Raw genomic sequence first — 26590 nt, forward strand, 5'->3', positions numbered from 1 at the left:
TCGGCAGAAGAAAAGACTTTTAATGATAAATTATTTTTACGGGCAGTAGATGAATTACGAGCTTTCACGAAAGCAGATGGTGGATCAGCAAATCATCCGCCGGGGGGTGAACGATCCCAGGGTGATCGCCGCCATGCAAAAGGTGCCCCGGCACCTGTTCGTGCAGGAAGCCCTGCAGGACCGGGGTTATGACGACAATCCCCTGCCCATCGGCCAGGCCCAGACCATCTCCCAGCCCTATATCGTGGCCCTGATGAGCCAGAACCTGAACCTTAAGGGCGGGGAGAAGGTGCTGGAGATAGGCACCGGCTCCGGCTACCAGGCGGCGGTGCTGGCCGAGATGGGGGCCAAGGTCTTCACCATCGAGCGGGTGGAGAAGCTGTACCACAATTCCCGGAAACTGCTGGAGGAGCTTAAATACCACGATATAGCCGTCAAGCTGGGGGACGGCACCATCGGCTGGGCCGAGCATGCGCCCTACGACCGGATCATCGTCACCGCCGGGGCCCCGGAGGTTCCCAAGACCTACTGGGACCAGCTGGCCGAGGGCGGCCGGATAGCCATCCCGGTGGGCGATGTCCATGTGCAGTCGCTGGTGCTGGTGGACAAGATCGAGGGCAAAGAGGTGAAGAGCCAGGTCTGCGGCTGCGTGTTCGTGCCGCTGATCGGTAAATACGGCTGGCAGACCAATGGACAGTAGGATCAGGATAGGAGTGATCGGGGCTTCGTCCTGCTCGGCCAAGCTGGCCCAGGCGGCCTACACGGTCGGCAAGCTAATAGCTGAGAGCGGCGCCATTCTAGTATGCGGCGGGATGGGCGGGGTGATGGAGGCCGCCTGCCGGGGAGCAATAGAGGCCGGCGGGATGACGGTGGGCATACTGCCCGGCTCTTCGGCCAAAGAGGGAAATGATTATCTGACAGTTCCGGTGGTGACTGGGCTGGGCTATGCCCGGAACTCCATTGTGGTGCAGTCGGCTCAGGTGCTGATAGCCATCGGCGGGAAATACGGCACGCTGTCGGAGCTGGCCTACGCCGCCGGGTTCGGGATCCCGGTGGTGGGGCTTTCCACCTGGAAGATCCGGGCGCCGATCAAGCATGTGAGGACCCCGGAGGAGGCGGTGAGGATGGCGTTGAAGATGGTGAGGACGTGAGATGGGAAAATGGGACGCAGATAAACGCTGATTTCAAAAAGTATCAATAAAATATACCCACTGTATAAATGTAATGGTTAGGCGCAATTAATACGGGATAATATGAAAATTTCAAAATTATTATTGCTGGTTGCTATAACACTTTTAATTGTACAAAAAGCTGAAGCACAAACAGAATATTTGAAAAGTTGGTCGCATACATATTGGCATACTTCAATTTCACTAAAAGATCAATTGAATATCAAAATATCTGCGCCAATGGAAGGTGTTAATCTTCCAAATTCATTTGAAACCAGCCTGGTAAGTATTTCTGCCATTGAACAAAATAAAAAATATTACATATCAGCAAATCCATTATTTATTGGTGCAGCATTAGGTGGTGCTGGATTGGTAAACATTTTTAACAAAGAAACACGATCACCAATTTATGGCATTGCGGCAGTTGCAATACTTGCACCACAAATCTTGGGAAATTTTAAAATCGGTTTTGCTCCTAACAGTAATATTGCATTTATGGCGGGCCAAAATACAGACTATTATTTGTTTTATAAAATATCAAGGATTTGCACTGAAAGTTCAATTGGTATAAAATTATCTAACGATGCTTTCAGAGTAACACTTGATTTGCGTATTCCTTGGACAAAAGGGTATTTTGATAATAAACAACCTTATATTAATTTCGGCATTGGGTACTTCCCGGTATTTCCAAATACACCATTTTAGTATTCTTTATAATTTGTAAATGAACAAAACAATGTTTGCCCATATCGCCGGCATGGTGCAGGGCGTGGGATTCAGGTATTACGTGTGGCATCAGGCCAGGCATCTGGGGCTGGCCGGATATGTTCGCAACCTGCCGGACGGTTCAGTGGAGGCCGGGGCCGAAGGCGAAGAGGATAAATTAAACCAGTTTATTGAGGCCCTCCGGGCCGGGCCCTCCGGCGCGGTGGTGGAGGAGGTCAAAGTGGTGTGGGGAGAATACGGCGGAAAATATCGGGAGTTTAATATTACGCACTAAACCAATGGCGCGTCATCCTGAAGGCGACATCAGTTTTTGCTGTTGAAGGATCTGCGCCGATAGGATACAGATTCTTCGGCTTGCCGGGCAGGGCATTGGGCTCAGTATAACGAAAGGCCATTTGGCGGGGGTGAGGTCAAAACTCTCCCCTTATTAGGGGAGATACGGGCCAAGCAAGAAAAGTCTTTGTGCCTTGGTGTCACTTCGACAAACTCAGTGCATAGCTTTGTGGTTAAAGTGCCATGGATTCCCGATTGCTCGGGAATGACAGATGATCTTCTGTGGATTGCTTCATCAGAAAAGCAGCGAAGCTTTTTCGCAATGACAAATAACGAACAGATATAAAACTCATCAGGAGCAGAACATGGCAGTCAACCTGGGAAAATTCATCAGAGAAGTGCCGGACTTTCCCAAAAAAGGCATCGGCTTCAAGGACATCACCACACTTTTAAAGGATGCCGAGGGCTTCAAGCTGGCGGTGGACCAGCTGTCAGAACAACTAAAGGACGTTAAGATAGACGCCATCGCGGTGATAGAGTCCCGGGGCTTTCCCTTCGGCTCGGCTTTGGCCTACAAGCTGGGCACCGGCCTGCTGCTGGTCCGCAAGCCCGGCAAACTGCCGGCCCCGACCATCCGCCAGGAATATGAGCTGGAATACGGCACCGACGCCCTGGAGATCCACCAGGACGCCATCACGCCGGGACAGAATGTCCTGATCGTGGACGACCTGCTGGCCACCGGAGGGACGGCCATGGCGGTGGCCCAATTGGTGGAGAAGCTTAAAGGGAAGGTGGCCGCCATCGCTTTCGTAGTGGAGCTGGATTTCCTGAAAGGGCGGGAGAAGCTGGCCGGTCATAAGGTGGTCTCACTGGTGCACTATCAAAGCGAGTAATTGAAAAACAGGTTCGCATATCTTTTCCTGCTGGCGGCCCTTTGGCTGCTGATCGGAGCCGGTCAGGCCCGGGCCCAGCAGGCCTCGCCGGCCGACTCGGCCTCCGGGTATTTTCAGGAATACTTCTCCCGGCTGATGGAGGAGTGGCGCCTCAACCAGATCCAGGAGCTGGCCAAACAGTGGGGCATCTCGGCGATGGGCACCAAGGGCATCAGGATGAACCGCAGCTTCTGGGAGGAGCGGCTGAGCCTGGTGATGTGGCTGCCCCGCAGCAGCCGGGGGCAGAGCCTGGTGCTGGAGTATCAGTTAAAAAAGCACTTCCTGGTCAGGGGGGAGATCGACCGGCATTCCCGGAGCGACAACGCCTGGCTGGATTTCATCTTCCGGACCGAATATTGAAGGGTTAAACTTTGGCAGCGGCAACAGGGTCAAATACCCCTGTAAGCTGTTAGTTAAATTTATTTTAGGTGTCAACATGAAACGAATGATCGCGGCAATGCTCCTGGTCCTTTTGACCGTTCCGGCCCTGGCCCAGGACGGCTATTTCGGCAAGAACAAGGTCAAATACAAGAGTTTTCGCTGGGAGAAGATCACCACCGAGAATTTCGAGCTCTACTATTACCAGGGCGGGCGGGAGCTGGCCCAGGTGGCGGCCCGGATGGCCGAGAACGCCGGGCGCAGGATATCCCAGGACATGGGGCACACCCTGTACAATAAGATACCCATCGTGCTGTACACCTCCCACAATGATTTCGCCCAGACCAACATCGCCCAGGATATCATAGACGAAGGGGTGGGTGGTTTCACCACTTTGCTCAAGAACCGGGTGGTGGTGCCCTATACCGGCTCCTACGCCGACCTGGATCATGTGATCACCCACGAACTGGTCCATGCCTTCATGTTCGACCTGTTCTTCGGCCAATCCATGGAATCCATCTTCTCCCAGCAGAGTCTGCTGCAGCTGCCGCTGTGGTTCGTGGAGGGGATGGCCGAGTACGAATCGCGGGGCTGGGATCCCGAGACCGAGATGATAATCAAGGACCTGGCTCTCAACCAGCGGCTGATCCCCATCCAGGAGCTGGAGGGGTACGGCGGGAGCTATTTCGTCTACAAGGAGGGCCAGGCCATCATCAAGTTCATAGTCGAGAGGTACGGACAGCAGAAGATCGGCGAGATGTTCCACATGCTGAAATCCAGCCGCAGCATGGACAAGACCTGCGAAAAACTTCTGGGCAGCAACATCGAAAAGCTGTCGGAGCTGTGGCTCAAGGATATGCATAAAAAATACTGGCCCTACCTGGCGGCCAAGAAGGAGGTCCCGGACTTTGCCAAACAGCTGACCGAGCATGACGTTTTCAAGACCGGCTCCTACTTTAACCTGGCCCCCTGTTTTTCGCCCCAGGGGGACAAGATCGCCTACATCTCCGACCAGGACGGCCGGGCCGGGATATACATCATCTCCAGCATCGACGGCCACCGCATCAAGCATCTGGTCAAGGGCGAGCAGAATGCCCAGTTCGAGGCCATGCACCTGGCCTGGTTCCGGGGGGGTCTGAGCTGGTCCCCGGACGGCAAAAAGCTGGCCTTTGCCGCCAAATCCACCACCGGCGACAAGCTGTACGTGGTCCGGGTTGACAACGGCAAGATCCTTAAAAAACTGGAGTTCCCGATGGACGGGATCTATTATCCCAGCTGGTCTCCGGCCTCCGACAAGATCGCCTTCTGCGGACTCAAGGACGGCCAGTCCGACCTGTATGTGGCGGACATCGCCGACAGCCACAACGTGGCCTACAGTCTGGAGCGGCTGACCGATGATCAGTACGACGACCGGGAGCCGGAGTGGTCCCCGGACGGACGGGCGCTGGTTTTCGTCTCGGACCGTCCGGCCGGGGAAGACCAATCCGGCCTGGACACCATGCATTTCGGCCGGTACCGCCTGTTCTCCATGGATCCGGTCTCCGGCAGCATCGGCTGCCTGACCCCGGAGGAGGCCATGGTCTCCCGTCCCAGCTGGTCGCCCAAGGGGATAGCCTATACCGCCATCCGCCGGGGGGTGAGCAACATCTTCGCCCTCTCCGGGGACAGCACCCTGCAGCTTACCGACGCCATCACCGGCTGCCTGCAGTCCAAATGGTCCCGGGACGGCAGCAAACTGGTGTTCATCGGATATCACAAGACCGGCTGGAACATCTTCACCATCAAGAATCCGCTGGACAAGCTTCCGGGGACCGACAGCCAGAAGGTCTTCTTCTGGGCCTCGGCCGACACCGGCTGGTACCAGCCCCGGGAGTTCGAACAGCCTTTGGCCGACAACAACCGCTATAAACCCGGCCCGGCCCGGACCAAATTTTCGGTGGACTGGGCCCAGGGATCATTCAACTACAACACTTTGAGCGGGCTGGGCGGGCAGGCCGAGATCGTGGTCAGCGACGTGATGGGCAACCATCAGTTCTACTGGCTGTCGGACATGGTCATCAACCTGCAGAATTCGGATTATCAGCTGACCTATTTCTACCGCCCCCGGCGCTGGGACTACGGCATCAGCTACTACCAGTATCACAACTACTATCTGGCCTCCAACAACGACATCATCATCGAAAAGATCAACGGGGTCCAGGGGATACTCTCCTATCCCTTCAATCGTTATCAGCGGATCGATTTCATGGGCAGCTGGAGCCACTATAAGGAGGAATACTACTATTACTCGGCGCCCGATGCCAGCCTGAACGTGCTCATCCCGGCGGTATCCCTGGTGCACGACAATGTCCAGTGGTCCTACTACGGCCCCCGGGAGGGCCGGAGGGCCATGGCCGCGGTGGAGGCCAGCAGCCGGACCCTGGGCAGCGACCTGAACTTCGTCAATTATTTCACCGACATCCGGCAGTACTGGCCGCTCACCAAAAGGTCGGAATTCGCCCTGCGCCTGATGGGCGGCCTGTCGACAGGATCCGACGCCCAGTACTTCGAACTGGGCGGGCCCTACACCCTAAGGGCCTATGATTACAATGAGCTGGACGGCACCAGGATGGCCCTGATGAACCTGGAGCTGAGGGTGCCCTTCGTGGACCGTATCCAGATGGCCATCCCGCCCATCTCCTTCTACGGCCTGCGGGGGGTGATGTTCTTCGACATCGGGGCCGCCTGGTCCGACAACCGGCAGTTTCAGCTCTTCCAGCGCGATGCCAACGCCCTGCTGAAAATGAAGGACCTCAACGGGAGCCTGGGCACCGGGATCAGGATGATAATATCGCCCTTCATGATGAAACTGGATTTCTCCTGGAAGACCGACCTGTCCTCGATCTCCGACAAGGCCAGGATATCCTTCGTGCTGGGCAGCGAGTACTGATGCCGGTGAGGATAATCGCCGGAGAATTCCGGGGCAGGAACATCAGCTGCCCGGATGGCGGGGATGTCCGTCCCACCTCCAGCATGGCCCGGACGGCCATCTTCAACGTTCTGCAGCAGGGCGGCGCCTGCCGCCGGGCCCTGGACCTTTACGCCGGGTCGGGCGCTCTGGGGATCGAGGCCCTATCCCGCGGGGCGGAATCGGCAGTGCTGGTGGAGAAGGCCCCCGGACCGGCCGGAGCCATAAAGGACAACCTGGCAGCGCTCAAGCTGTTCCCCCGGGCCAGGCTGCATGCCGGAGACGCGCTGGAATTTTTAAGGACCTGCGGGGAGCAGTTCGACCTGATCCTGGCCGACCCGCCCTATCCCCAGCGCTGCCTGCCGGATATCCTGGAGGCCGTGGAGCGGAGCAGAACGCTGGCCGATCACGGCACCCTGGTCATCCAGCACTCCCTAAAGGAAGCCTCTCCGGAGAGCTTCGGGAGGCTGAAAAGGTGGAAGAACAAAATCTACGGCAAGACCCAGGTGAGCTTTTATCGTTATAATGGGGAGGAATGAAATGGGAAACCTGGCAATTTACCCGGGGACCTTCGATCCGGTGACCAACGGCCACCTGGACATCATCCAGCGCGGGGCGGAGATCTTTGACCGGATAATCGTGGCGGTGGCCTCCAGCCGGAATAAAAACCCCCTGTTCACCCTGGAGGAGAGGGTGGAGATGCTCAAAAAGAGCGCCGCCGGATATAAAGGGGTGTCGGTGGAACCCTTCGACGGACTGCTGGTGGACTATGCCCGGTCCAAGGGGGCCCGGGTCATCATCCGGGGCCTGCGGGCGGTGTCCGATTTTGAATACGAGTTCCAGCTGGCCCTGATGAACCGCAAGCTGAACCCCGGGATGGACACCTTCTTTGTGATGCCCTCGGAGAAGTACGTATATTTAAACTCCGGCCTGATCAAGGAGATCTCCCGCATGGGCGGAGACATCTCTTCCCTGGTGCCGGATGAAGTGCTGAATAATTTAAAGGCGAAGTACCACAAATGAGTTTAGTAGACAAAGCAGAATTGGAGATCACCGCCGGGAACGGGGGCAAAGGAGCCATCAGTTTCCGCCGGGAGAAATTCGTTCCCAAGGGCGGCCCGGACGGCGGGGACGGAGGCAAGGGCGGCTCGGTGGTCCTGGAGGTCAATCCCAACCTGGTGACCCTCCGGGATTTCAGATATCAGCACCGGTTCAAGGCCGGGCACGGGCAGAACGGGGCCTACAAAAAAATGTACGGGGCCAACGGTCCGGACTGCGTCATCCAGGTCCCGCCCGGCACATTGGTTTACGACAAGGAGACCGGGGAACTGCTGGCGGACCTGATAGAACCGGCCAGCCGGATAGTGGTGGCCAAAGGGGGCATCGGCGGCCGGGGCAACGCCAAGTTCGCCACCTCCACCAACCAGACACCCCGGGTGGCAGAGAAGGGCCAGATAGGCGAAAGTAAAACTTTGCTTTTGGACCTGAAATTGCTGGCGGACGTTGGTTTGCTGGGGTTCCCCAATGCCGGAAAATCGACCCTGCTATCCTGCCTGTCGGAGGCCAGGCCCAAGGTGGGCAACTATCCCTTTACCACCCTTTCGCCCAATCTGGGGGTGATGGAGCTGGAGGGATTCAAGACCTGCACGGTGGCCGATATGCCGGGGCTGATCGAAGGGGCCCACCAGGGCAAGGGGCTGGGCACCCGTTTCTTAAGGCACGTGGAGAGGACCAAACTGCTGGTCTATGTTATCGACGCTTCGGTGGCCGACCCCTGGAAGGAATACCGGGTGCTGAAGGATGAGCTGGTCGAATTCAATCCCGCTATCGCCCAGAGGCCCTCATTGCTGGTTCTTAACAAGATGGACCTGGTCAAGAAGAGACCATCCGCACCCAAGGGATCAAAGGCCCTTTATATCTCGGCCCTCAAGGCGGAGGGCATCCCCCAACTGAAAAAAGCCATCACCAAAGCATTGAGCAAGGTAAAAAATGACTGACCACCAGCTGACCGAGGCGGTGGAGCTGCTGAAGTCCCGGGATGCCAAAAAGCGCATGACGGGGCTGGACATGGCGTCCCAACTGAACAGCGCCGGGGCGGTGGCGCTTCTGATCAAGGCCATCCAGGATCAAAGCTGGAGCCTGCGGGAACATGCCATCAAGAAAACGGCCCTGGCCGGGCATCAGGCCGTCCAGCCTCTGGTCAGGCTGCTGCGGGACGGGGTCTGGTACACCCGGGCCGCGGCCTTGCAGGCTTTGGAGCTTATCGGGGACATTTCTGCTTTGAATGCCGTCCTGGGGCTCTGCAAAGATACCAACCGCAGCGTGGCCGAAGCCGCCCGAAAGGCGGCCAGCGTCCTGGCCGGAAAGGCTGAGATGGGCGCACTGCTGTCCCAGGCGGAAAAGATGAACTCCGAACAGCGCGGTATTTTGATCAGCCTGGCTTCCGAATCCAACGCCAACCTGGCGGAAAGCCTGAAGGCCCATATGGCCGGGCTTCCGACCGATACGTCCTCCGGCGTATCCTCCTTGGCTGATGAGCCCGATGCGGCCGTGAGACTGCAGGGGTTGCGGCGCGAGCTTAAGGCCATATTAAGGCAGAACGACAGGGTGGGCAATGAAGACGCATGAGGAATTGCTGTGGTGGCTGCGATTGCAGTCGGTCAAGGGAGTCGGCTCTATCAAGTTCAATGAACTGGTCGGGGCCTTGGGCCATCCCCGAAGGGTGTTTGCTTCCGGCGACTCAGAGCTGGCCCAGGTTCCCAAGATGGATGCCAGGGTCATCCGGGAGATCCGAAGCTTTAAATTCGTGCCGGGCTATGCCGAGGAGCAGTTGGAGAAGGCCGATAGGCTGAGGGCCGAGATCCTGACCATCGACGATCCGGAATACCCGGACAACCTTAAGAATTTCACCGATGCCCCGCCAATTCTGTTCGTTCGGGGCTCCCTGAAAAGCTCCGACCAGAGGGCGGTGGCCATAGTCGGCTCCCGCAATGCCACCACCTACGGCAAGAACACCTCCGCGGGGATGGCCCGGGAACTGGCTGCGTCGGGGATCACGGTGGTCAGCGGAATGGCCCGGGGCATCGATTCCGCGGCCCACCAGGGGGCGCTGGCCGCCGGGGGCCGGACCATTGCGGTGCTGGGCTGCGGGGTTGACATCGCCTATCCGGCCGAAAACAGAAAGCTCCGGGATTCCATCATGGAGAGCGGGGCGGTGCTCTCGGAATATCCCATCGGCGAAAAACCGCTGCCGGCCCATTTCCCCAACCGCAACCGGATCATCACCGGGCTCTCGCTGGGGGTGCTGGCGGTGGAGGCCCGGGAGGACAGCGGGGTGTTCTCCACCGTCCGGTGGGCGGCCGAACAGGGCCGGGAGGTCTTTGCCGTGCCCGGCCCCATAACCTCGGCCACCAGCCTGGGGCCCAACCAGCTGATCAAGCAGGGGGCCAAGATGGTCCTCAACATAAGCGACATCCTGGAGGAGTTGAAGCTCTCGGGTCCCGATAAAATGCCGCCCAAAGAAATCCGTCCTGAAATAGAACTGGAAGGCGATGAGGGTTCGGTGTTCGCCAGCCTGGCCGACGATCCCCGGCATGTGGATGTCATAGCCCGATCGGCAGAGCGCAGCTCCTCGGACACTCTGAGAATACTTTTTACCCTGGAGATGAAGGGTTTGATACGGCAGCTGCCGGGAAAGATGTTCGCCAGGATATGATGCCCTTTCCAGATCATTGATCATGAAGATCAATCTAATAAAACTGCCAGCAATCTACGGCCTGATCGGGGCAATGGCCGGCTACCTGTTCCTGCATCCGGCCTCGATGTTCATCCACCAGTATTACTACGATCATATGATGGGCTGGGGTTTCCTGCCGTTGTCGTTTTCGCCTGAGCATTTGGTGATGGCCCTGTATTATGCCATGATCGGCGCTCTGGCAGGCATATTGTTCGGAATACATCCCCAGCGGATGTCCAGACTGCTGGCCAGGGTCAAGCGCCTGGCCAGCACCGACGACCTGACCGGGATATACAACCGGCGGTATTTTTTCCAGAGGTTCAAGCAGGAGCTGGAGCGGTCGACCCGGTACGGCCGGCGGACGGCCCTGCTGATGCTGGACATAGACCATTTCAAGCACTACAATGACGTCCACGGCCACCAGATGGGGGATTCGCTGCTTAAGAAGCTGGCCCAGCTGCTGAGCATCTCCATCCGCCAGCCGGATTTCATCGCCCGCTACGGCGGAGAGGAGTTCGTGGTGGTGGCCCCGGAGACCGGCCGGGAAGAAGTGGTGCAGCTGGCGGAAAAACTGAGGTCGGCCGTCGAAAAACACCCCTTTTTGATGAGGGAGAGCCAGCCGGACGGCAAGATCACCATCAGCATCGGGGTGGCGGTGTTTCCCGAGGATGGCCGATCGGTGGACGAAATGGTCGGCAAGGCCGACGCCGCTTTGTATATCGCCAAGGACCTGGGGCGGAACCGGGTTGTTTCCGGCTGATCAAATCAGAAAGGATAGGACATGACGAAGGTTTCATTGGTAAAATGCGGTTCCTACCAACCCCACGAAGTCAGGATCGCCGTAAGGCGCTCGCTGGACCTTCTGGGGGGCATCTCCGCTTTCGTAAAGCCCGGGCAAAAAGTGCTGTTAAAGCCCAATCTGCTTTCCTACCACCATCCCGACAAGGCCGTCACCACCCATCCGGTGTTTCTGGAGGCAGCGCTGGAACTGGTCAAGTCGGCCGGGGGAGTCCCGGTGGTGGGCGACAGCCCCATAGGTTCGGCCCGGCATATAGAGGAGTACTGGGAGGTGACCGGATTCCAGGAGGTCTGCCGGCGGCAGGGGGCGGAGCTGGTGGCTTTCGAAAAATCCGGGGTCTACAAGAAGGACCTTAACGGCAGGAATTACCATATCGCCAGGCCGGTGCTGGATGCCGAGGTGATAATCAATCTTCCCAAGCTCAAATCCCACAGCCTGACCCTGCTGACCTGCGCCGTCAAGAACATGTATGGCGCGGTGCCCGGGCTCAAAAAGTCCATGTATCACCGGGAGGCCCCCCTGCCCATGGAATTTTCAAAATTGCTGCTGGATATTTACGCCCTGGCCAGGCCGCAGCTGAACCTGGTCGATGCGGTCATCGGCATGGACGGCAACGGGCCCTCGGCCGGCGATCCCAAGCCTATCGGAATGATCATGGCCGGGGCGGATGGCGTGGCCATAGACTGCCTGGCGGCCCATCTGATGGGAATGGATCCCCTGAAGGTGCCGACCAACCGGTTGGCCCGGAAAATCAGCCTGGGCGAGACCCAGCTCAAGAACATCGAAAGGCTGGGCGATGCGATCGAGGTGAGAAACGATTTCCGATGGCCGTCCACCTGGGCCTACTCCCTGATCCCGTCATTTTTGGCCCGGCATATGGCCAAACTTTTCTGGATACGGCCGGCCATCGATCCCGTCAAATGCGTCAACTGCGGGGCCTGCGTGGAAAGCTGCCCCACCAGCGCCATCTCCTCCGGAGAACCGACGCCGGTCTTCAATTACAGGCTCTGCATCAACTGTCTGTGCTGCCAGGAGATCTGTCCCCAGCAGGCGGTCCATCCCCGGCGAAGCCTGATAGCGAAGATGGTCCGATGAGCTCCATCAGACCCAAACACCGGCTGGAATATGCCTTGCTGGCATCATTGGGTTGGATGGCCCGGGCCCTGCCCGAAAAGGCCGCGGCATCGGCCGGCGCCCGATTGGGCGGGCTGGTCTTTGATGTTTTCCGGTTCCGCCGGAAAGTGGCGCTGGATAACCTGGCCCGGGCCTTTCCTGAAAAAACCCCCGGCAAGATCAAGGATATCGCCCGGCGCCTGTATCGCAATCTGGGAAAGAACCTGCTGGAATTCTTAAGGTTTCCCAAACTGTCAGGCGAAGATATAAAAAGCAAGGTGAAATTTATCGGGCAGGAGCACTTGGCCCAGGCGATCAAAGGCGGCCAAGGGGCCTTGCTTATCAGCAGTCATTTCGGCAATTGGGAGCTCTGTTCTTCATCCATTGCGGCTTACGGATATCCCCTTTCGGTGGTGGTGTATGAACAGCATAATCCCCTGGCCGACCGGATGATGAACAACATCCGCCGAGCCAAGAACCTCGATGTGATATTCAAGCCGGATGCCCCCCGGGCCATATTGAAGGCCCTTGCCCGGAACCGATTCGTGGCGATATTGATCGATCAGGATGCCGGGCAGGACGGGGTGTTCGTGGACTTCATGGGGCGGCCGGCCTCCACCGCCAAGGGCCCGGCGGTTTTCGCCATCAGGACAGGCGCTCCGCTGCTGGCCGGAGTGATCGTCCGGCAGGATGACGGCGGACATATCTGCTATATCGAACCTCCGATCTATGCCGACCCGGCAAATGACAAGGAACAGGAGATCCTGCGATTGACCGACTTGGTTACCCAGGCCATGGAAAAATACGTCCGGAAATATCCCGACCACTGGTACTGGGTGCACCGCCGGTGGAAAACCAAGCCCGGGAAAGAGGAGAACTTATCATGAAGCGTCTGATCTTTACCGTTCCGTTATTCCTGCTGATGGCGGGCTGCGCCCAGAAGACCGAAAACAATTCCAGCCCCGGCACACCGATGGACACCTACCGCCAAGGGATCGACCGGGCCCAGGAGGTAAAACAGCAATCCGATGAACGGGCTAAAAATCTGGATTCCGTTTCCCGGGGAGATCAATGATAATCATCTTGACGATTGAAATATCATGCCTATAAAAATACTGCCCCTGGACATAGTCAACAAGATCGCCGCCGGGGAGGTGGTGGAACGCCCGGCATCGGTGGTCAAGGAGCTGGTGGAGAACAGCCTGGATGCCGGTGCCTCGGCCATAGAAGTGGAGATAGGGCGGGGGGGGCTGCAGCTTATCCGGGTCTCCGATGACGGCAGCGGAATGGACCCCGCCGAGATGCGTTTGAGCCTGGAGCGCCACGCCACCAGCAAGATCACCGGCTATGACGATCTGCTGACCATCGCCAGCTACGGATTCCGGGGCGAGGCCCTGCCCAGCATCGCCTCGGTCTCCCGGCTGACCATGTCATCCCGTCCGGAGGTGGCCTCCTCGGCCTGGGTGATAGAATGCGACGGCGGAGGCATTGTCAGCCAAAAGGCCAGCGCAGGCAATAGGGGCACCACCATCACGGTGGAGGATTTGTTTGCCAAGGTGCCGGCCCGGAGAAAATTCCTCAAGGCCGATATGACAGAGGTCCGCAGGGTGGCCGATGAGGTGGTCAGCCAGGCCCTGGCCAATCCGAAAGTGTCGTTTCGGCTGGTGATAGACGGAAAGGAGAGCTTCGATTATCCGGGGGGAAGTTTGGAGCAGCGGCTGGAGGGTGTTTTGACCGCCGAGGTTTTTCGCAGCATGCTGCCGGTGGATTTCGGACAAAGGCCCCTGGCCGTCAAAGGATTTGCCTTGAGGCCCGACAAGCTGCTGGCCCGGCGCCGGGACCAATACCTGTTCGTCAACGGCCGGCGGGTATCCGACCGGCTGGCGGGATCGGCCATCTACCGGGGCTACGGCCCCAGCCTGCTGGGCAGGCACCCGTCCTATGTGATCTTCCTGGAGATCTCGCCCAAACAGGTGGACATCAACGTCCATCCGGCCAAGCGCGAGGTCAGGTTCCGGGATGAAGGGCTGGTGTTCAACACCGTCCGTTCCGCCATTCACCGGGCGATGTTCCAGGAACAGGGCGCTCCGGATAATTTGTCGCCGGGCAGCCTGGGCGGCTTCTTTGGTACCGATGACCGGCAGCATCACGGGCCGGAGGGCCTGGCTCAGGAGGATAAAAAGGCCGTCTACCAATTGTACGGATCGGAGGAGCCGAAAGCCCTGGGTGATCTGTTCGGTGTGGCCGAGCCCCGTTCCGAAAATGTTTCCCTGGTCAGCTACTGGCAGGCCCATAACCGGTATATCTTCGCCGGGATCAAGAACGGCATCATCATGGTGGACCAGCATGCCGCCCATGAGAGGGTGCTTTTTGAGGAGCTGTTGAAATCCCGTGAAAAAAGGCTCTCCCAGCAGCTGCTTTTTCCGATCTCCTTGGAATTGAATCCCTCGCAGAAGATAGCTTTTGAACAATTCCAGGATATTTTCACATCGTTCGGCTTCGATATCAAACAGTTCAGCGGAAACACCGTGGTCATCGAGGGCCTGCCGGCGGCGGCCGGCGACCGGGTGGAAGGGGAGAAGCTGATCCGGAATATTTTGTCCGACCTCTGCCAGAACCCGGCCGCCTCCCTGGAGCCGGCCGAGAAGCTGGCCATGTCCTTCGCCTGCCATGCGGCCGTCAAGGCCGGCCAGCCGCTTTCCCAGGAGGAGATGAACCGGCTGATAGACCGGCTGTTCGCCACCAGTTCGCCCTACCTGGACCCGCACGGCCGCCCGGCGGTGATCCGCCTTACCCTGGACGACCTGGAGCGGAGATTCGGCCGGATATGAATCCGGTGATGGTCATCGCCGGGCCGACCGCCGTGGGGAAAACTCCAGTGGCGCTGGCTCTGGCTGAAAAAATCGGTGGCGAGATAATCTCGGCCGACTCCCGGCAGGTATACAAATATCTCGATATCGGCACCGCCAAGCCCTCCAGGTCCGAAAGGCAAAAGATCAGGCACCATCTGCTGGATTTTCTGGAGCCTGATGCGATATACAGCGCCGCCCGTTTTGCGGCCGATGCCCGGGCCGTAATGGACAAGCTTGACGAGGGGGGCAAAAGATATGTGATATGCGGCGGATCCGGACTGTACCTGAAGGCTCTGATCAACGGCCTGTCGCAGATCCCACCGGCCGATGAGAATATCCGGCGGGAATTGGATTCGCTGCTGGCGGCCAAAGGCAAGGGAGCCCTATATGAAATGCTTAAGGAACTCGATTCGGAATCAGCTAAGAAAATAAAACCCAACGATGCCGTCAGGATGATCCGGGCCATCGAGGTGTTCCGGCTCTCCGGCATAAAAATGTCGCAGTGGCAGAAGAAGGAACGGGTCAGTGATAATCGGCTCTACCGGCTGGTGGTATTGAGCCGGGAGCGCGATTCGCTCTACCGCCTGATAGAGGCCAGGGTGGACCAGATGATAGAACAAGGGCTGTTCGAAGAAACGTCCAGCGCACTTAAGATGGGGTATTCTCCCGAGCTCAACTCGCTCAACACCGTGGGTTATAAGGAAGCCATAGCTTTCATCAATGGAGCAATGGACAGGAATACTGCGGTCAATCTCATCAAACAGAACACCAGGCGCTATGCCAAGCGTCAACTGACCTGGTTCCGCGGCATGCCCCAGGCGGAATGGCTGGAGGTTGAAAAAAAAGGCGGTTTGGCAAAGATCGCTGAAGCACTGAATCGGTAGGATTCCTCTGCAATACTGACCACTGAATCACGGAAATATTTGAAACACGGAATAATATCCATTAAATCTTCATCTTCTTAGTGATTTCCTTCCGAAAATTCAGTGTTTCCGTGGTAAAAGGTACTTTTGAAGAAGTCACAATAAATATTTAAGAAAGCCGAATTGAGAGCCATCAAATATCCCATCTTGCTGATATTTGTCCTGATAAATTGGACTGCGCCGGTCTTTGCCGGATTAGTGCCAGTGAACGGGGATTGGCGTTTTTTACGGACAGCCCATTTCAGGGTATACTACCAGACAGGCCAGGATCAGTATGCCCAAAAGGTGGCCCATAAGGCCGAGGATGTCCATGTTACGTTGGTGGGGTTTTTGAAATGGCTGCCATATGGGCATACTAATATCATACTGGCCGACCATACCGATATCGTCAACGATTATGCCACCCCTCTTCCCAAAAGGACCATAATAATCCATCCCGCCCAGAATGTCGGGGATCGCAATAATTTCGGGGACTGGTTGTACGAAGTGCTGGTCCATGAATATACCCACCTGCTTCAGATGGACATGCAGAGCGGCATCCCGGCCGGGTTCAATTCGCTATTCGGCAGGATATTTTTGCCCAATATTTTTCAACCCTTGAATCAGATCGAGGGGCTGGCGGTCTATTCCGAGACCCGGTACACCGATTTTGGCCGCAACAATTCGGCCCTGACCGAAGGGATGCTGCGTTGTGCGGTGGCCGAGAGCTGTTGGGTGCCCGTGGACCGGGCCGGGGTGGCCTCGACTCACTGGCCCATAGACGCCGCATATATCTACGGCGGCAAGTTCTATGAATACCTGGCCAATAAATACGGGCAAAAGAAACTGGCTTTATATCAGCGAAAACACAGCAACCTGGTGATACCCTGGATGCAGAACATGCCGGCCAAGAGCGTATTCGGTAAAAGCTTTCCGGCCTTATGGCAGGATTGGGAAAATGCATCATACGGGGAGTACGGCCGACAGATAGATTCCATAAAAAAAGGCGGTCTGACCGAGGCCGAACTCATATCAACCGACGGCTTTGACAAATCCGAATTGATATCCTCCCCCGATGGTAAGTATCTGGCCTACATCGACCGAAACAGCCATCAGAGATCAATCCTGAAGTTATATGATGCCAAGTCGAAAAAATACCGGACGGTCGACAGGGGAATCTTTTGGGGATCCATGCAATTCAGCTCCGAGGGGAGATACCTGGCTTTCGGAAAGATGGAGTATTCCGGCTCCGGCGGAAATTTATATGGTGATATTTATATCCATGATATGGATGGCCACAAAACCAAAAGGGTCACCCATGGTTGGCGGGCCAGGGACCCGGCCTTTTCCCGGGATAGCAGGTTGTTATATTTTGTGGCCTCCAAGTTGGACCAGAATGCCCTGGCGGTCGTGGATATGCAGACCGATCGGGTGGAATACCTGACCGAATTCGATGAGACTCAATTGTTCAGCCACCCGGCGGTGTCCCCCGACGGGAAGACCATCGCCCTCTCGGTATGGCAACCCGGCGGGTACCAGGACATCTATCTTTACGATATTGCTAAAAAGGAATGGCGGGCCCTGATGGCCGACCGGGCCCAGGATATCACGCCGGCCTGGTCCGGCGACGGCAAATATCTGTATTTTGCCTCGGACCGTTCCGGGGTCTGGAATATCTTTGACTATGACCTACAGACCGGCTCCATATCCCGGAGGACCAATGTCATCGGCGGGGCCTTTGATCCGGCGGTTGCCGGTGACATTTTATATTTCTTGAACCTCGGTGCAACGGGCTATGATCTGGCGAAAATAAAAATATCCGACACAATCCATTATCAAGATGCCGCCTACCCTGACACTGCGAAATTTGCCGAAAGGCCCCCAGATACCGCCGATTATCCTTCGGCAAAATACCGGCCTGGCAAAACCCTGCTACCTTTCTTTTGGTTTCCCGCCGCCACCATTGACGAAAAAGGAGGGGCCTGGGGAGTTGCTCTGATGGGCGCGGACGACCTGATGGCCAAGTCCTATACCGCCAGGTTCATTCCCAGCTTCAATGCCCGAAGGTTTTATTACGACCTGGCCTATTCCGATGCCGGCCGAAGCCTGAACTATGACCTTAGGTTTTCGGACAATACAACTGCCGAGAATGTCGATTTGGGAAATTCAGGCGCCACCTATTATCAAAGGCAGCAAAGCCAGTCGTTCCAGCTGTATTTGCCAGTGATCCGTTCGGGCCATGCGACGGCTGCCGCGGTGGCCTATTATCACACTAATTACACCGGATTGAATGCTGAAATATTTTCCTTCAACCCTTACTGGACCGGCCATCTGGCGCGTCTGCAAATGAACCTTGTTTTCAGCAACGCCCAGAAATATGGCTTTTCCATCAGCCCGGAGAAAGGCCGGGTGGTCTCATTAGAATCAAGATTGTATCGAAAGTATTTGGGAAGCGACTTGGACCAGGTTTGGCAGGGTTTTTCCTGGTCCGAATACCTGCCTATGCCGTTCCGGCATCATACACTGATGGGCAAGTTAATGGCGGGAGCCTGGGGAAAAGGCGGCTACGTGAATCAGGACATTCCGGATATGGACCCCCGGGGCTTTTCGTACTTATGGCCCGGCTCTCGCTATAAGACCCTTTTAACGGCGGAATACCGTTTCCCCATCGCCTATGTGGAGCGGGGGCATTCCACCTGGCCTTTCTATCTCAAGAATCTCAGCGGGGCGCTGGTCATGGATGCCGGGGCTTCGTCCGGCGATCGGCAAGAAATGTCGGTTAAGAATCTCAGCCGGAGCTACGGGGGAGAATTGCGCTCGGAATGGCTGTTCTCCTATGCTGCTCCGTTCAGAATAACGGTCGGCTTGTATCACCGATCCAATTCCCAGAGGAACAGCGCCGTGCTGAGGCTGGACTCGGAGCTGGTATGGTAGTCCGCAGATTATGCGTGATTCTGGCCCTCTCCGTTCTGTCGGCTGGGTTGTCGCTGGCGGCGGCGGAAAAGGTCGGGATCGCCATAGACGGCAATGCCAGTTTTTCATCGCGCCAGCTTAGGAGGGTGGCTGACCTTAAATTCCCGGATGACAAACTGGATAGCGACAGCCTGGAGCAGGGTATTTACCGGCTGAGATCTTTCTATAGGCGGAACGGATTTGTCGACAACGAAGTTGAATATATGATCGACAGCAGCCTGTCGGGCGGTGCCGGAATAAGACTGGTGATCACCGAAGGCGCCAGGTATTATGTGGACCGGATAGATTTTAGCGGGAGCCGGGAAATATCCGCCGCGGTATTAAGCCAGGCAGTAGCCAATAAGGTCCGAAGGCCGTTAAATTACCAGGAACTGGGGCAGGACGATTTCAGTTTGATGTTGTTATATGCCGATCACGGGTATATCTATGCCGAGGTGGATCACGACCTGGAATTCCAAAATGGGCATCAGGCGGTCATTACCTATAAGATCAAGGAGGGGCCCCGGGTAAACATATCCCGTATCTCTTTATACGGCAATGTCCATACCCAGGGGAAATACATCCTGAACACCATCCGGCTTTCCCCGGGCGATATTTTCAGCCGCAGCCAGTTGATAAAAAGCCAATTTCTGCTCCAGTCAACCGATCTGTTCCGGGCGGTGGCTGTCTCCCCCGGGGAGATCGACTCCCTGGCCAATGAGATCGCGGTGGATGTCCGGCTGGCGGAGAAGCCCCGGCGGTTGTTCGAGACCAGCATCGGCTACGGCAGTGGTGATGCGGTAAGATTAATGACCCAATGGGCCCATCGCAATCTTTTTGGGTTGGGCCGCAGAATTGAATACAACGGACTGGTCTCGGTTCAGACCAGGCTTCCCCTCAAACTGACCCGGGGCCGTTCCCTGGTCAGTTATTCCGATCCCTGCTTTTATTTATTTAAAAAGCCGGCCAGGGGCGAGGTTTATTACGATGATTTCAGGCCCAGCTACACCGATTACCGTCTGGAGACGGTGGGTTTTAATTTTACGGTAAGCACGCCGATATCAAATACCTTTAATATCGACTATCGTTGGAAACAGGAATGGCTGAAACTTTCTCCCAATTGGCAGCTTACCAAGTATTCATCCGATACTTTAAGTTATAAGGGCCGCAGGTCGCTGGTCGTTGCCTCCAGCTACCAGAATCTGGATGATCCGGTGAATCCGCGAAAGGGGTTAAGCAGCGATCTGGAACTGGAGTACACCGGCGGGATCATGGGCGGTGCGGAGACATTTCAGAGGGCGGTCAACAACTGGGCCTACTATTTCCAGGCTCCCTCGCACAGATTGTCTTTTGCCGGTCGTTTCCGGTACGGCATCATCGGTGACTGGTCGCAAAGGGCCGCCATTCCCAGCTATGAAATGTTCTTTCTGGGCGGCCCGTCAACGGTCAGGGGGTATGCCCTTAGCTCGATCGGCCCGGTGGACGACCGGGGCCGGGTGACCGGCGGGAGGATCATGCTGTTGGTCAATCTCCAGTCGGTTATCGACCTGGGCAAAAACTGGGGCTGGGCCACATTTATTGACGGGGGCATGCTCAGCAATAAGACCTTTGCCAAGCAATCTTTCGGCGATATGGTCTCCAGCCCCGGCCTGGGTATAAGGTATACCCTGCCTTTCGGCACCGGCCGGATGGATTTTGCCGCTCCCGGCACTCGGATGGGGCAGATAAAATACTGGAGATGGATGGTGGCCTGGGGAGAACCGTTCTGACGGCCGGAAACAGTCCGGCAAAAGCGGTGCGTTGGATATACGGGTTGAATTTGACAGCCCATCCCCGGCCCCGGCAGACCCCGCCATCTTTGGGGACGCCCAACCGGGCGCATTTCAATCCGAACCGGCCGTTCACCTTTGGGAAACGGTTTTTTTTGTTCTTGCTATTTCCCAATGAAATTGCTATAATTATGCCATATGAAACGGTCACAGGGGAGAATTTAAATAAGCAGGAGGTCCTATGAATGATTTTATCAGGTTGGTGGGAGCCAAAGTAAGAAAGCTGCGCAAAGCTCAGGGGCTTTCCCAGGAAAAGCTGGGAGAGAAGGCCGGCTTTGATTATCGGTATATCGGGTTTATCGAGCAATCCAGGGTCAATCCTACCCTCAAGACTTTGGAGAAAGTAGCCCATGCCCTTAAGTTGACGGTGCCGGATCTGTTTCCCAGCAGTAAGGAGATCGAGACCAACAAAAAGGGGGTGCCGGCCAAGGTTGCCGAAAGGGAAAAGATAATGTCCAAGATCATGAAGGACTTGAATAAGGTCGATAACAGTAAGCTGAAAAGCATTGCCAAGATTATAAATATTTCGGCGAGTGGAGAGGGCACTTCTTGAAAATAACCTGAAGCAAAAATTTAAGGCAGTTAACCGGACTTACAATCAAGGCGGGATATGATATCCCGCCTTTTTCTATGCCAGAGAGTATGTATAATTGCCTATTGCAAAATGGGGAGCAAATATTGCATAACTATTGCTTTGCCTTTATCGACCGAAGCCCTGAGCGGCTGCAATTCCATATAATTAGATGGCTTACGAATGTTGCGGAAAGCAACCCAAATGGCCTAAAAAATGCAGGCGAAGTTATTGGGGGAAAAGCTATTTTATTGGCTGTTTCTTGGCAGTATTTATAGTCCTGGTAGATCTACCATTTGGGATCACACCCTTGTCGCTTTGTTTGGTTTCCGATTGGTTTAAATAATAAAATGGCAATTGGAACTAAAACAATAATTGATAAGAGGGGAAATCAATGGAAAATAAGGAGTTGCTTAAAAACATAAAGCAGGCCGTTAAAATGGAGAACGAGGCGTCGCTTTTTTATAAGCATGTTGCCCTGCTAACCAAAGATAAACGGGCCGAAGAAATGCTGATGCAGTTTTCCCAAGACGAGGAGAAGCACCGAAGAATATTGGAATACGTGGCGGAAAGCTACAAACACAACCATGAAAAATTCGATTTCCCGGACATCGGGCCGCCCTCGGAATACGGGCCGCTTGAAACCAGCCCGTTATATGCCAAAAAACTGGCGGAATTGACCGAAGAGTTGAAGCCGGTTCTGCTGACATTAAGAGAGTTTATCAAAAAAGAAAACATAGCCATCGCCTTGTATGCCGAATTATCAGATAGCAGCGATGATGTAAATATCAGGAAATTCTTCGACTCCCTGGTCAAATGGGAACAAAGGCACCTGGATCTGCTTGAAAGACAGGCAATGGCCTTTGAATCGAAACGATAGTATTTGACTGTAAAACCGATAACTGTAGAATCGTCCGGCGTACCCCCAGACCCCGGCAATCCATTAACTGAATGTACGAAATAAAACAGGAGGATTTTCTATGGCCAAGAAAGTGCGAAACATCAACGGAACATCGGATAATAAATGCAGTTGCGGAAGCTGGCTGGCGCATTGGGAGAAATACAGCGGCCGCAAGGCGGTGTTTTGTTCCGAAGCCGGCTGCGCCAATCAAGCGGAGGCCGGCGGGCAGGTGCTGAGGGTGGGTGCCAACGATGACAATTGGTATATCATCCCCTTGTGCCACGAGCACAATTCCCTGACCGGGCGGGCCATCGAAGTTATCGACGCCACCACCTTCGTTCCGGTCGAGGTGGATGAAACCTGCGGCAGTGAAGGTCAAGGGTGAGAAGATGCGTTACGCGGGTTTGACCGACGATCCGGTTCAGCGGAAGCAGGACCACGGGAATCCCTTTGATTTTCACGTGATCCGTGAATTTGCCACCGAGGATGAAGCCCGGAAGTGGGAGAAAGGCATGCTGCTGCTGGGCTATCAGGGAAGAGCCGGAGGCCGGGGTTGGAGATACGGGTATACCTACACCATCACCTTATGGACCAGGCAATAGACGGGCTGCTCCGGCCCGAAATTGTTTTCTAAAAAGCCTGCGGTATCTTACTAATACATACTCCGGGCTTTTTGTTTATCGGCATATCTTGCCAAAATAAGGAGAATGGTTATGGCGGCCTATAAATATCCGGATTTCATCCGGCAGGTATATAACTACTCTTTTGATATTGCCGCCGGACCGGGGGAGCCGACCCAAAATTCCGGCATCTTCCGCTGCGACGGCTGCGGCTGTGAAATCATCGCCGGTTATGGAAAAGCCCTGCCGCCCCAAAGCCATCACCGGCATAAACCGGGTGAAGGGGAAATCCGTTGGCGGTTGATCGTAGCGACAGACTGATCGCCGTTCCAAGGTTAAATACTATTTGACAATTCTCTTTCAAAGGTATATAGTTGTTACTAAATAACTCGCAATAATATTTGTAATTTTATTTTATGTCTCAACTCAAAGCCGTCCTCCAAGCCCTGGTCGCTCAGGCCAAGACCCGTGGCTTAAGCAACCTCTCTGAAGAACACATTCAGGGCGGTTATACCGTTAAAGTGCTTGAAGCCTTAGGCTGGAATGATGGCGGTTGGATCATAAATTCCAGCCAGGAGCATACCGGCAAGCGCCCGGATATCATCCTAAAGGACGCCAAGGGCTGGACCATGCTGGTGGTCGAAAGCAAGGACGCCTCATCCGCCGACAAGCTTGACGGTTCTTATGGCACCGGGAAATATAAAAAACCGTTTGTAAGCCAGCTGGCCGACTACTGCAAGGCTGAGGGTGTTTATTGGGGAATACTTACCAACTTCATAGAATGGCGGGTATACAGCGCATACCAGGGACGGTTATACCCGCAAAATAAAAAATACGCCTTCCATGACCTGCTATGGGATGACGCGGACAAGAATTCCTATGTCAACCTGCTTTCCAAGGAAGGGCTGGAGTTCCTATCGCAGTTTTCCCGCCAGGCCCTGTGCAAAAAGCTGGGCAAGATAGACGATGATTTCGTCTATTACCCGGAAGAGAAGCAGGTGCGGGATGATTTCTTTGCCAAGCTAAAGGGCTGGCGCGAGGCTTTGCGGGATGAGCTTTGGGTCAAGAACCAGCATCTGGTGTCCGACAAGGAGAAAATAGAGCTTTATACCCAGAAGCTGCTTGACCGGATGATTTTCATGGATGTCTGCTACGACAAGAAGATAGTAGGGCCGGATGCGCACCGGGCCATACTCTACGCCCAGGGCTCAGTATACACTGAACTGAAGAAATGGTTTGTTAAAATGGACGACCATTTTAACACCGACCTTTTTGCCCCCGATGATAAGATCGACAATTTCATCATCAGCAATGATGTGTTGGCCCCGATAGTGGAGCAACTATCGGTGATTGATTTCTCCATACTGCCGGTGAGGATCATCGGCGATGTATATGAGGATTATCTGGGCGAAATGCTGCGGGGCGGCAAAAAGCAGGGCATCCAGGTGCAGGAAGACAAGGAACGGCAGAAACGAAAGAGCCAGGGCATTTACTACACACCGGAATATATCGTTGATTATATCAATGAGAACACGATAGGCGAATTGCTTAAAAACGCCAAAAAGGCGGAAGACATCAAGAAGATAAAGGCCCTGGACCCGGCCTGCGGTTCTGGTTCTTTCCTGATAAACGCCTTTGACAAGTTTTATCAGGCTTACAAAAAAGCCGGGGCGGTTCAGAAACTGGGCGACTTTGCGGTAAAGAAAACAATACTACAGCACAATCTTTACGGGGTTGATCTGGACCAGAGGGCGGTGGAGATATGCAAGCTTAACCTGTTCTTAAAGGCACTCGATGGCGCAAAGTGGGAAGACCTTAAGGGCCGCAAACTCTTGCCGAATCTGGAGCTTAATATCCGTTGCGGCAATTCGCTGATATCGGGAAAGAGTTTTGCCGAAAAGGCCAAGGCAATACCGCAGATGGTGTTTGACTTTGCGACGTCGTACACTGCAAACCGTGATGTAGTGGAATTACAAAAACTTAGAAAGAAATTTTATGCAGCCAAAGAGGATAACGATAAGAAGGACTTACTGGCGCAGATAAAGCGGGACGAGGAGATCATAAACAGCAAGCTCAATGATAATTTGCGCGAACACTTTAGCAAACCGGCCGAGCAGAAGCCGCTTAATTTTGAAGTAGTCTATCCGGAGGTTTTTGCCCAGGGCGGATTTGATGCTGTGATAGGGAATCCTCCATATGGGGCGGAGCTAAAGGATGATTTTAAAGAGTTTGTCTTAAATAAGTATGAGCATATCGGTGGGAACACCAATACAGGCAATATTTTCATTGAAAGGGGCGTATCATTATTAAACGGCAATGGGAAAATTGGACTTATTGTGCCAAAATCCATTTGCTATAGCGATGCATGGCTAAACATGCGAAAATATCTTATATCTAATTTAGCAGCGCTTATTGATGTTAGCAAGGCATTTGAAGAGGTCTTATTGGAACAAGTGATTTTGATTTACGACAAAAGCGGCTCGACGAACAAGGTTTTTACAGCAAAAACAATTGGCAGGGATTTTGTTAATAAAACGTTAGTTGAAAAAAAGATCTACTTATATTTTGATTGCTATTTAACCGGCCTAACAAGTCAGGAAATAAACATTGGTGTAAAAGTTAAAAATGTGGGCAATACGTTTAATAATTGTTGCACTATTAAACGAGGACAAGATATCCAAAATAAAATTATAAATGAAAAATGGGACATACCAGTTTATAGATGTAAATCTATCGGGCGTTATATTCTAAAAGATGCCGAAGAAGGTTTGTCAAAAGTGACTTACGATAAACTATATGAGCAAATATCATATATGAATGCGCCTAAAATTATAATACAAAACATAATTGCTCACGTAACAAAACCTAATGAACATATTATAATTATGGCTACTATTGATAAAAAAGGTATCGTATCATTGGGCAGTGTAGGCAACATCTACATAACGAATAAAACCTTACCGGAATATTTAATAGGCATTTTAAACTCTAAGCTCATTTCCTGGTACTCTTATCGCTTTATATATGGCAATGCAATAAGAACTATGCGGTTTGACAATTACCATTTGAACAGGCTGCCATTAAGAATCATTGATTTCAAAAACCATAATGACAAAACCCTTCATGATCAGCTTGTAAACTTTGTTAAAGAAATGCTTGCTTTAAACAAAACCCAGGTACTACAAGAAAAGAACAAAATTAAAATAGCAGCGGTGGACAAGCAGATTGATGAGCTGGTGTACAGGTTATACGGGCTGAGCGAGGCAGAGAAAAAAGTGGTGGAGGGCGTATGAAGAAAATACCTATAATAATTTCCGCATGTGCAATATTTTTATTATTACTGAGCTGCTTGGTAAAAACTGAAGATATAAACGGTAAATTAAACAACATAATCTTAGTGCTTACTTTGGGTATTATTGCCTTGTATACCGTGGAAACACGCAAAATGCAATTAGGCATAAAAAAACAGGTTGAACTTTCCATAAAACCTTGTTTGGCGTTAGATTTTGGGAAAAATGGTATTGGCATGGCTACAACTTGTATTGACGAATGTCATAATTACAAATTTATAAATGTTGGCAATGCCAGCGCAGTAAACATTTATATTGAAGAAAAACAGGGTAACACTATTAATATAAATTTTGGTTTCATCTCAAGGGTTTTAAGAAAAAATGAAATAAGCAATAATATACAACTAACGATCAATGGGAAAACAAGTGAAGCGTTTGTTGATGAATATTCTATATCACATAGTACGGACGAATTATTAGATGGCATAAAACATAACGGTAAATTAATTTATGAAACTAATTTAAATTATGAAGATATCGAGGGCAATAAATATACACAGAAAGTCACAATCTTTTTGAAGCCCAAAATGGACCTTAATA

Annotated in this window: 27 protein-coding genes; all 27 read left to right on the plus strand. The window is 53.9% G+C overall.

Translation table 11 applies throughout. The features are described 5' to 3' along the window. The first annotated feature begins 49 nt into the window (after positions 1-49). Positions 50-700: a protein-L-isoaspartate(D-aspartate) O-methyltransferase gene (locus RDU76_08990; protein ID MDQ7799057.1), complete on the plus strand. Its 651-nt coding sequence runs from the start codon at positions 50-52 to the stop codon at positions 698-700. After that, positions 690-1151, plus strand: coding sequence for a TIGR00725 family protein (locus RDU76_08995; GenBank protein MDQ7799058.1), 462 nt, complete (start codon positions 690-692; stop codon positions 1149-1151). The genes RDU76_08990 and RDU76_08995 overlap by 11 nt, the downstream gene beginning before the upstream one ends. A gap of 102 nt (positions 1152-1253) precedes the next feature. After that, entirely contained in the window at positions 1254-1874 is a 621-nt protein-coding gene (locus RDU76_09000) for a hypothetical protein (GenBank protein ID MDQ7799059.1), read from the plus strand. Between the two features lie 19 nt (positions 1875-1893). After that, on the plus strand, positions 1894-2169 hold the full coding sequence (locus RDU76_09005) for an acylphosphatase (protein MDQ7799060.1): 276 nt from the start codon (positions 1894-1896) through the stop codon (positions 2167-2169). A gap of 364 nt (positions 2170-2533) precedes the next feature. Then, on the plus strand, positions 2534-3061 hold the full coding sequence (locus tag RDU76_09010) for an adenine phosphoribosyltransferase (GenBank protein ID MDQ7799061.1): 528 nt from the start codon (positions 2534-2536) through the stop codon (positions 3059-3061). Next, on the plus strand, positions 3062-3460 hold the full coding sequence (locus RDU76_09015) for a hypothetical protein (GenBank protein MDQ7799062.1): 399 nt from the start codon (positions 3062-3064) through the stop codon (positions 3458-3460). A 76-nt stretch (positions 3461-3536) separates the two neighbouring features. Beyond that, the gene (locus tag RDU76_09020; GenBank protein MDQ7799063.1) at positions 3537-6407 is read left to right on the plus strand and encodes a BamA/TamA family outer membrane protein; all 2871 of its coding nucleotides are present in this window, start codon (positions 3537-3539) and stop codon (positions 6405-6407) included. Beyond that, complete coding sequence (gene rsmD, locus RDU76_09025; GenBank protein MDQ7799064.1) at positions 6407-6964, plus strand: 16S rRNA (guanine(966)-N(2))-methyltransferase RsmD; 558 nt, start codon at positions 6407-6409, stop codon at positions 6962-6964. Before RDU76_09020 ends, rsmD begins: the two co-directional genes overlap by 1 nt. Before the next feature lies 1 nt (position 6965). Further along, positions 6966-7448, plus strand: a complete 483-nt coding sequence (coaD, locus tag RDU76_09030) for a pantetheine-phosphate adenylyltransferase (GenBank protein MDQ7799065.1) — start codon at positions 6966-6968, stop codon at positions 7446-7448. Next, positions 7445-8422 carry a GTPase ObgE gene (obgE, locus tag RDU76_09035; GenBank protein MDQ7799066.1) on the plus strand — a complete coding sequence of 326 codons (978 nt, stop codon included), beginning with the start codon at positions 7445-7447 and terminating at the stop codon, positions 8420-8422. The genes coaD and obgE overlap by 4 nt, the downstream gene beginning before the upstream one ends. Then, the gene (locus RDU76_09040; protein MDQ7799067.1) at positions 8415-9053 is read left to right on the plus strand and encodes a HEAT repeat domain-containing protein; all 639 of its coding nucleotides are present in this window, start codon (positions 8415-8417) and stop codon (positions 9051-9053) included. The genes obgE and RDU76_09040 overlap by 8 nt, the downstream gene beginning before the upstream one ends. Further along, on the plus strand, positions 9040-10140 hold the full coding sequence (gene dprA / locus RDU76_09045) for a DNA-processing protein DprA (GenBank protein ID MDQ7799068.1): 1101 nt from the start codon (positions 9040-9042) through the stop codon (positions 10138-10140). The genes RDU76_09040 and dprA overlap by 14 nt, the downstream gene beginning before the upstream one ends. Before the next feature lie 22 nt (positions 10141-10162). Further along, a complete protein-coding gene (locus RDU76_09050) occupies positions 10163-10921 on the plus strand; it encodes a GGDEF domain-containing protein (GenBank protein ID MDQ7799069.1) in 759 nt (252 codons plus the stop codon). A gap of 21 nt (positions 10922-10942) precedes the next feature. Then, on the plus strand, positions 10943-12055 hold the full coding sequence (locus RDU76_09055) for a DUF362 domain-containing protein (protein ID MDQ7799070.1): 1113 nt from the start codon (positions 10943-10945) through the stop codon (positions 12053-12055). Continuing rightward, positions 12052-12960, plus strand: coding sequence for a lysophospholipid acyltransferase family protein (locus tag RDU76_09060; GenBank protein MDQ7799071.1), 909 nt, complete (start codon positions 12052-12054; stop codon positions 12958-12960). Before RDU76_09055 ends, RDU76_09060 begins: the two co-directional genes overlap by 4 nt. After that, on the plus strand, positions 12957-13148 hold the full coding sequence (locus RDU76_09065; GenBank protein ID MDQ7799072.1) for a hypothetical protein: 192 nt from the start codon (positions 12957-12959) through the stop codon (positions 13146-13148). Before RDU76_09060 ends, RDU76_09065 begins: the two co-directional genes overlap by 4 nt. 25 nt (positions 13149-13173) lie before the next feature. After that, positions 13174-14904, plus strand: coding sequence for a DNA mismatch repair endonuclease MutL (gene mutL, locus RDU76_09070; protein MDQ7799073.1), 1731 nt, complete (start codon positions 13174-13176; stop codon positions 14902-14904). Continuing rightward, positions 14901-15809, plus strand: a complete 909-nt coding sequence (gene miaA / locus RDU76_09075) for a tRNA (adenosine(37)-N6)-dimethylallyltransferase MiaA (protein MDQ7799074.1) — start codon at positions 14901-14903, stop codon at positions 15807-15809. The genes mutL and miaA overlap by 4 nt, the downstream gene beginning before the upstream one ends. Before the next feature lie 162 nt (positions 15810-15971). Further along, complete coding sequence (locus RDU76_09080; GenBank protein MDQ7799075.1) at positions 15972-18761, plus strand: hypothetical protein; 2790 nt, start codon at positions 15972-15974, stop codon at positions 18759-18761. Next, a complete protein-coding gene (locus tag RDU76_09085) occupies positions 18755-20548 on the plus strand; it encodes a BamA/TamA family outer membrane protein (GenBank protein MDQ7799076.1) in 1794 nt (597 codons plus the stop codon). Before RDU76_09080 ends, RDU76_09085 begins: the two co-directional genes overlap by 7 nt. Positions 20549-20789: 241 nt before the next feature. After that, positions 20790-21161, plus strand: a complete 372-nt coding sequence (locus RDU76_09090; protein MDQ7799077.1) for a helix-turn-helix transcriptional regulator — start codon at positions 20790-20792, stop codon at positions 21159-21161. Positions 21162-21573: 412 nt separating this feature from the next. Continuing rightward, positions 21574-22059 carry a ferritin family protein gene (locus tag RDU76_09095; GenBank protein ID MDQ7799078.1) on the plus strand — a complete coding sequence of 162 codons (486 nt, stop codon included), beginning with the start codon at positions 21574-21576 and terminating at the stop codon, positions 22057-22059. A 100-nt stretch (positions 22060-22159) separates the two neighbouring features. Next, the gene (locus RDU76_09100; GenBank protein ID MDQ7799079.1) at positions 22160-22465 is read left to right on the plus strand and encodes a hypothetical protein; all 306 of its coding nucleotides are present in this window, start codon (positions 22160-22162) and stop codon (positions 22463-22465) included. Positions 22466-22469: 4 nt separating this feature from the next. Next, a complete protein-coding gene (locus tag RDU76_09105) occupies positions 22470-22682 on the plus strand; it encodes a hypothetical protein (GenBank protein ID MDQ7799080.1) in 213 nt (70 codons plus the stop codon). Positions 22683-22793: 111 nt separating this feature from the next. After that, entirely contained in the window at positions 22794-23021 is a 228-nt protein-coding gene (locus RDU76_09110) for a protein L (protein ID MDQ7799081.1), read from the plus strand. A gap of 95 nt (positions 23022-23116) precedes the next feature. Then, positions 23117-25993 (plus strand): N-6 DNA methylase, encoded by a 2877-nt coding sequence (locus RDU76_09115; protein ID MDQ7799082.1) that lies wholly within the window; start codon positions 23117-23119, stop codon positions 25991-25993. Further along, on the plus strand, positions 25990-26590 hold a 601-nt coding region (locus RDU76_09120), incomplete at its 3' end, for a hypothetical protein (protein ID MDQ7799083.1). The genes RDU76_09115 and RDU76_09120, both read left to right, overlap by 4 nt.

The sequence above is a fragment of the Candidatus Edwardsbacteria bacterium genome, from assembly GCA_031082425.1.
Taxonomy (GTDB): domain Bacteria; phylum Edwardsbacteria; class AC1; order AC1; family EtOH8; genus UBA2226.

What these genes read in the sequence shown, in the direction of transcription:
- RDU76_08990 (MDQ7799057.1), top strand. Translation starts at nt 50, where the DNA reads ATGAATTACGAGCTTTCACGAAAGCAGATGGTGGATCAGCAAATCATC.
- RDU76_08995 (MDQ7799058.1), top strand. Translation starts at nt 690, where the DNA reads ATGGACAGTAGGATCAGGATAGGAGTGATCGGGGCTTCGTCCTGCTCG.
- RDU76_09000 (MDQ7799059.1), top strand. Translation starts at nt 1,254, where the DNA reads ATGAAAATTTCAAAATTATTATTGCTGGTTGCTATAACACTTTTAATT.
- RDU76_09005 (MDQ7799060.1), top strand. Translation starts at nt 1,894, where the DNA reads ATGAACAAAACAATGTTTGCCCATATCGCCGGCATGGTGCAGGGCGTG.
- RDU76_09010 (MDQ7799061.1), top strand. Translation starts at nt 2,534, where the DNA reads ATGGCAGTCAACCTGGGAAAATTCATCAGAGAAGTGCCGGACTTTCCC.
- RDU76_09020 (MDQ7799063.1), top strand. Translation starts at nt 3,537, where the DNA reads ATGAAACGAATGATCGCGGCAATGCTCCTGGTCCTTTTGACCGTTCCG.
- rsmD (MDQ7799064.1), top strand. Translation starts at nt 6,407, where the DNA reads ATGCCGGTGAGGATAATCGCCGGAGAATTCCGGGGCAGGAACATCAGC.
- coaD (MDQ7799065.1), top strand. Translation starts at nt 6,966, where the DNA reads ATGGGAAACCTGGCAATTTACCCGGGGACCTTCGATCCGGTGACCAAC.
- obgE (MDQ7799066.1), top strand. Translation starts at nt 7,445, where the DNA reads ATGAGTTTAGTAGACAAAGCAGAATTGGAGATCACCGCCGGGAACGGG.
- RDU76_09040 (MDQ7799067.1), top strand. Translation starts at nt 8,415, where the DNA reads ATGACTGACCACCAGCTGACCGAGGCGGTGGAGCTGCTGAAGTCCCGG.
- dprA (MDQ7799068.1), top strand. Translation starts at nt 9,040, where the DNA reads ATGAAGACGCATGAGGAATTGCTGTGGTGGCTGCGATTGCAGTCGGTC.
- RDU76_09050 (MDQ7799069.1), top strand. Translation starts at nt 10,163, where the DNA reads ATGAAGATCAATCTAATAAAACTGCCAGCAATCTACGGCCTGATCGGG.
- RDU76_09055 (MDQ7799070.1), top strand. Translation starts at nt 10,943, where the DNA reads ATGACGAAGGTTTCATTGGTAAAATGCGGTTCCTACCAACCCCACGAA.
- RDU76_09060 (MDQ7799071.1), top strand. Translation starts at nt 12,052, where the DNA reads ATGAGCTCCATCAGACCCAAACACCGGCTGGAATATGCCTTGCTGGCA.
- RDU76_09065 (MDQ7799072.1), top strand. Translation starts at nt 12,957, where the DNA reads ATGAAGCGTCTGATCTTTACCGTTCCGTTATTCCTGCTGATGGCGGGC.
- mutL (MDQ7799073.1), top strand. Translation starts at nt 13,174, where the DNA reads ATGCCTATAAAAATACTGCCCCTGGACATAGTCAACAAGATCGCCGCC.
- miaA (MDQ7799074.1), top strand. Translation starts at nt 14,901, where the DNA reads ATGAATCCGGTGATGGTCATCGCCGGGCCGACCGCCGTGGGGAAAACT.
- RDU76_09085 (MDQ7799076.1), top strand. Translation starts at nt 18,755, where the DNA reads ATGGTAGTCCGCAGATTATGCGTGATTCTGGCCCTCTCCGTTCTGTCG.
- RDU76_09090 (MDQ7799077.1), top strand. Translation starts at nt 20,790, where the DNA reads ATGAATGATTTTATCAGGTTGGTGGGAGCCAAAGTAAGAAAGCTGCGC.
- RDU76_09095 (MDQ7799078.1), top strand. Translation starts at nt 21,574, where the DNA reads ATGGAAAATAAGGAGTTGCTTAAAAACATAAAGCAGGCCGTTAAAATG.
- RDU76_09100 (MDQ7799079.1), top strand. Translation starts at nt 22,160, where the DNA reads ATGGCCAAGAAAGTGCGAAACATCAACGGAACATCGGATAATAAATGC.
- RDU76_09105 (MDQ7799080.1), top strand. Translation starts at nt 22,470, where the DNA reads ATGCGTTACGCGGGTTTGACCGACGATCCGGTTCAGCGGAAGCAGGAC.
- RDU76_09110 (MDQ7799081.1), top strand. Translation starts at nt 22,794, where the DNA reads ATGGCGGCCTATAAATATCCGGATTTCATCCGGCAGGTATATAACTAC.
- RDU76_09115 (MDQ7799082.1), top strand. Translation starts at nt 23,117, where the DNA reads ATGTCTCAACTCAAAGCCGTCCTCCAAGCCCTGGTCGCTCAGGCCAAG.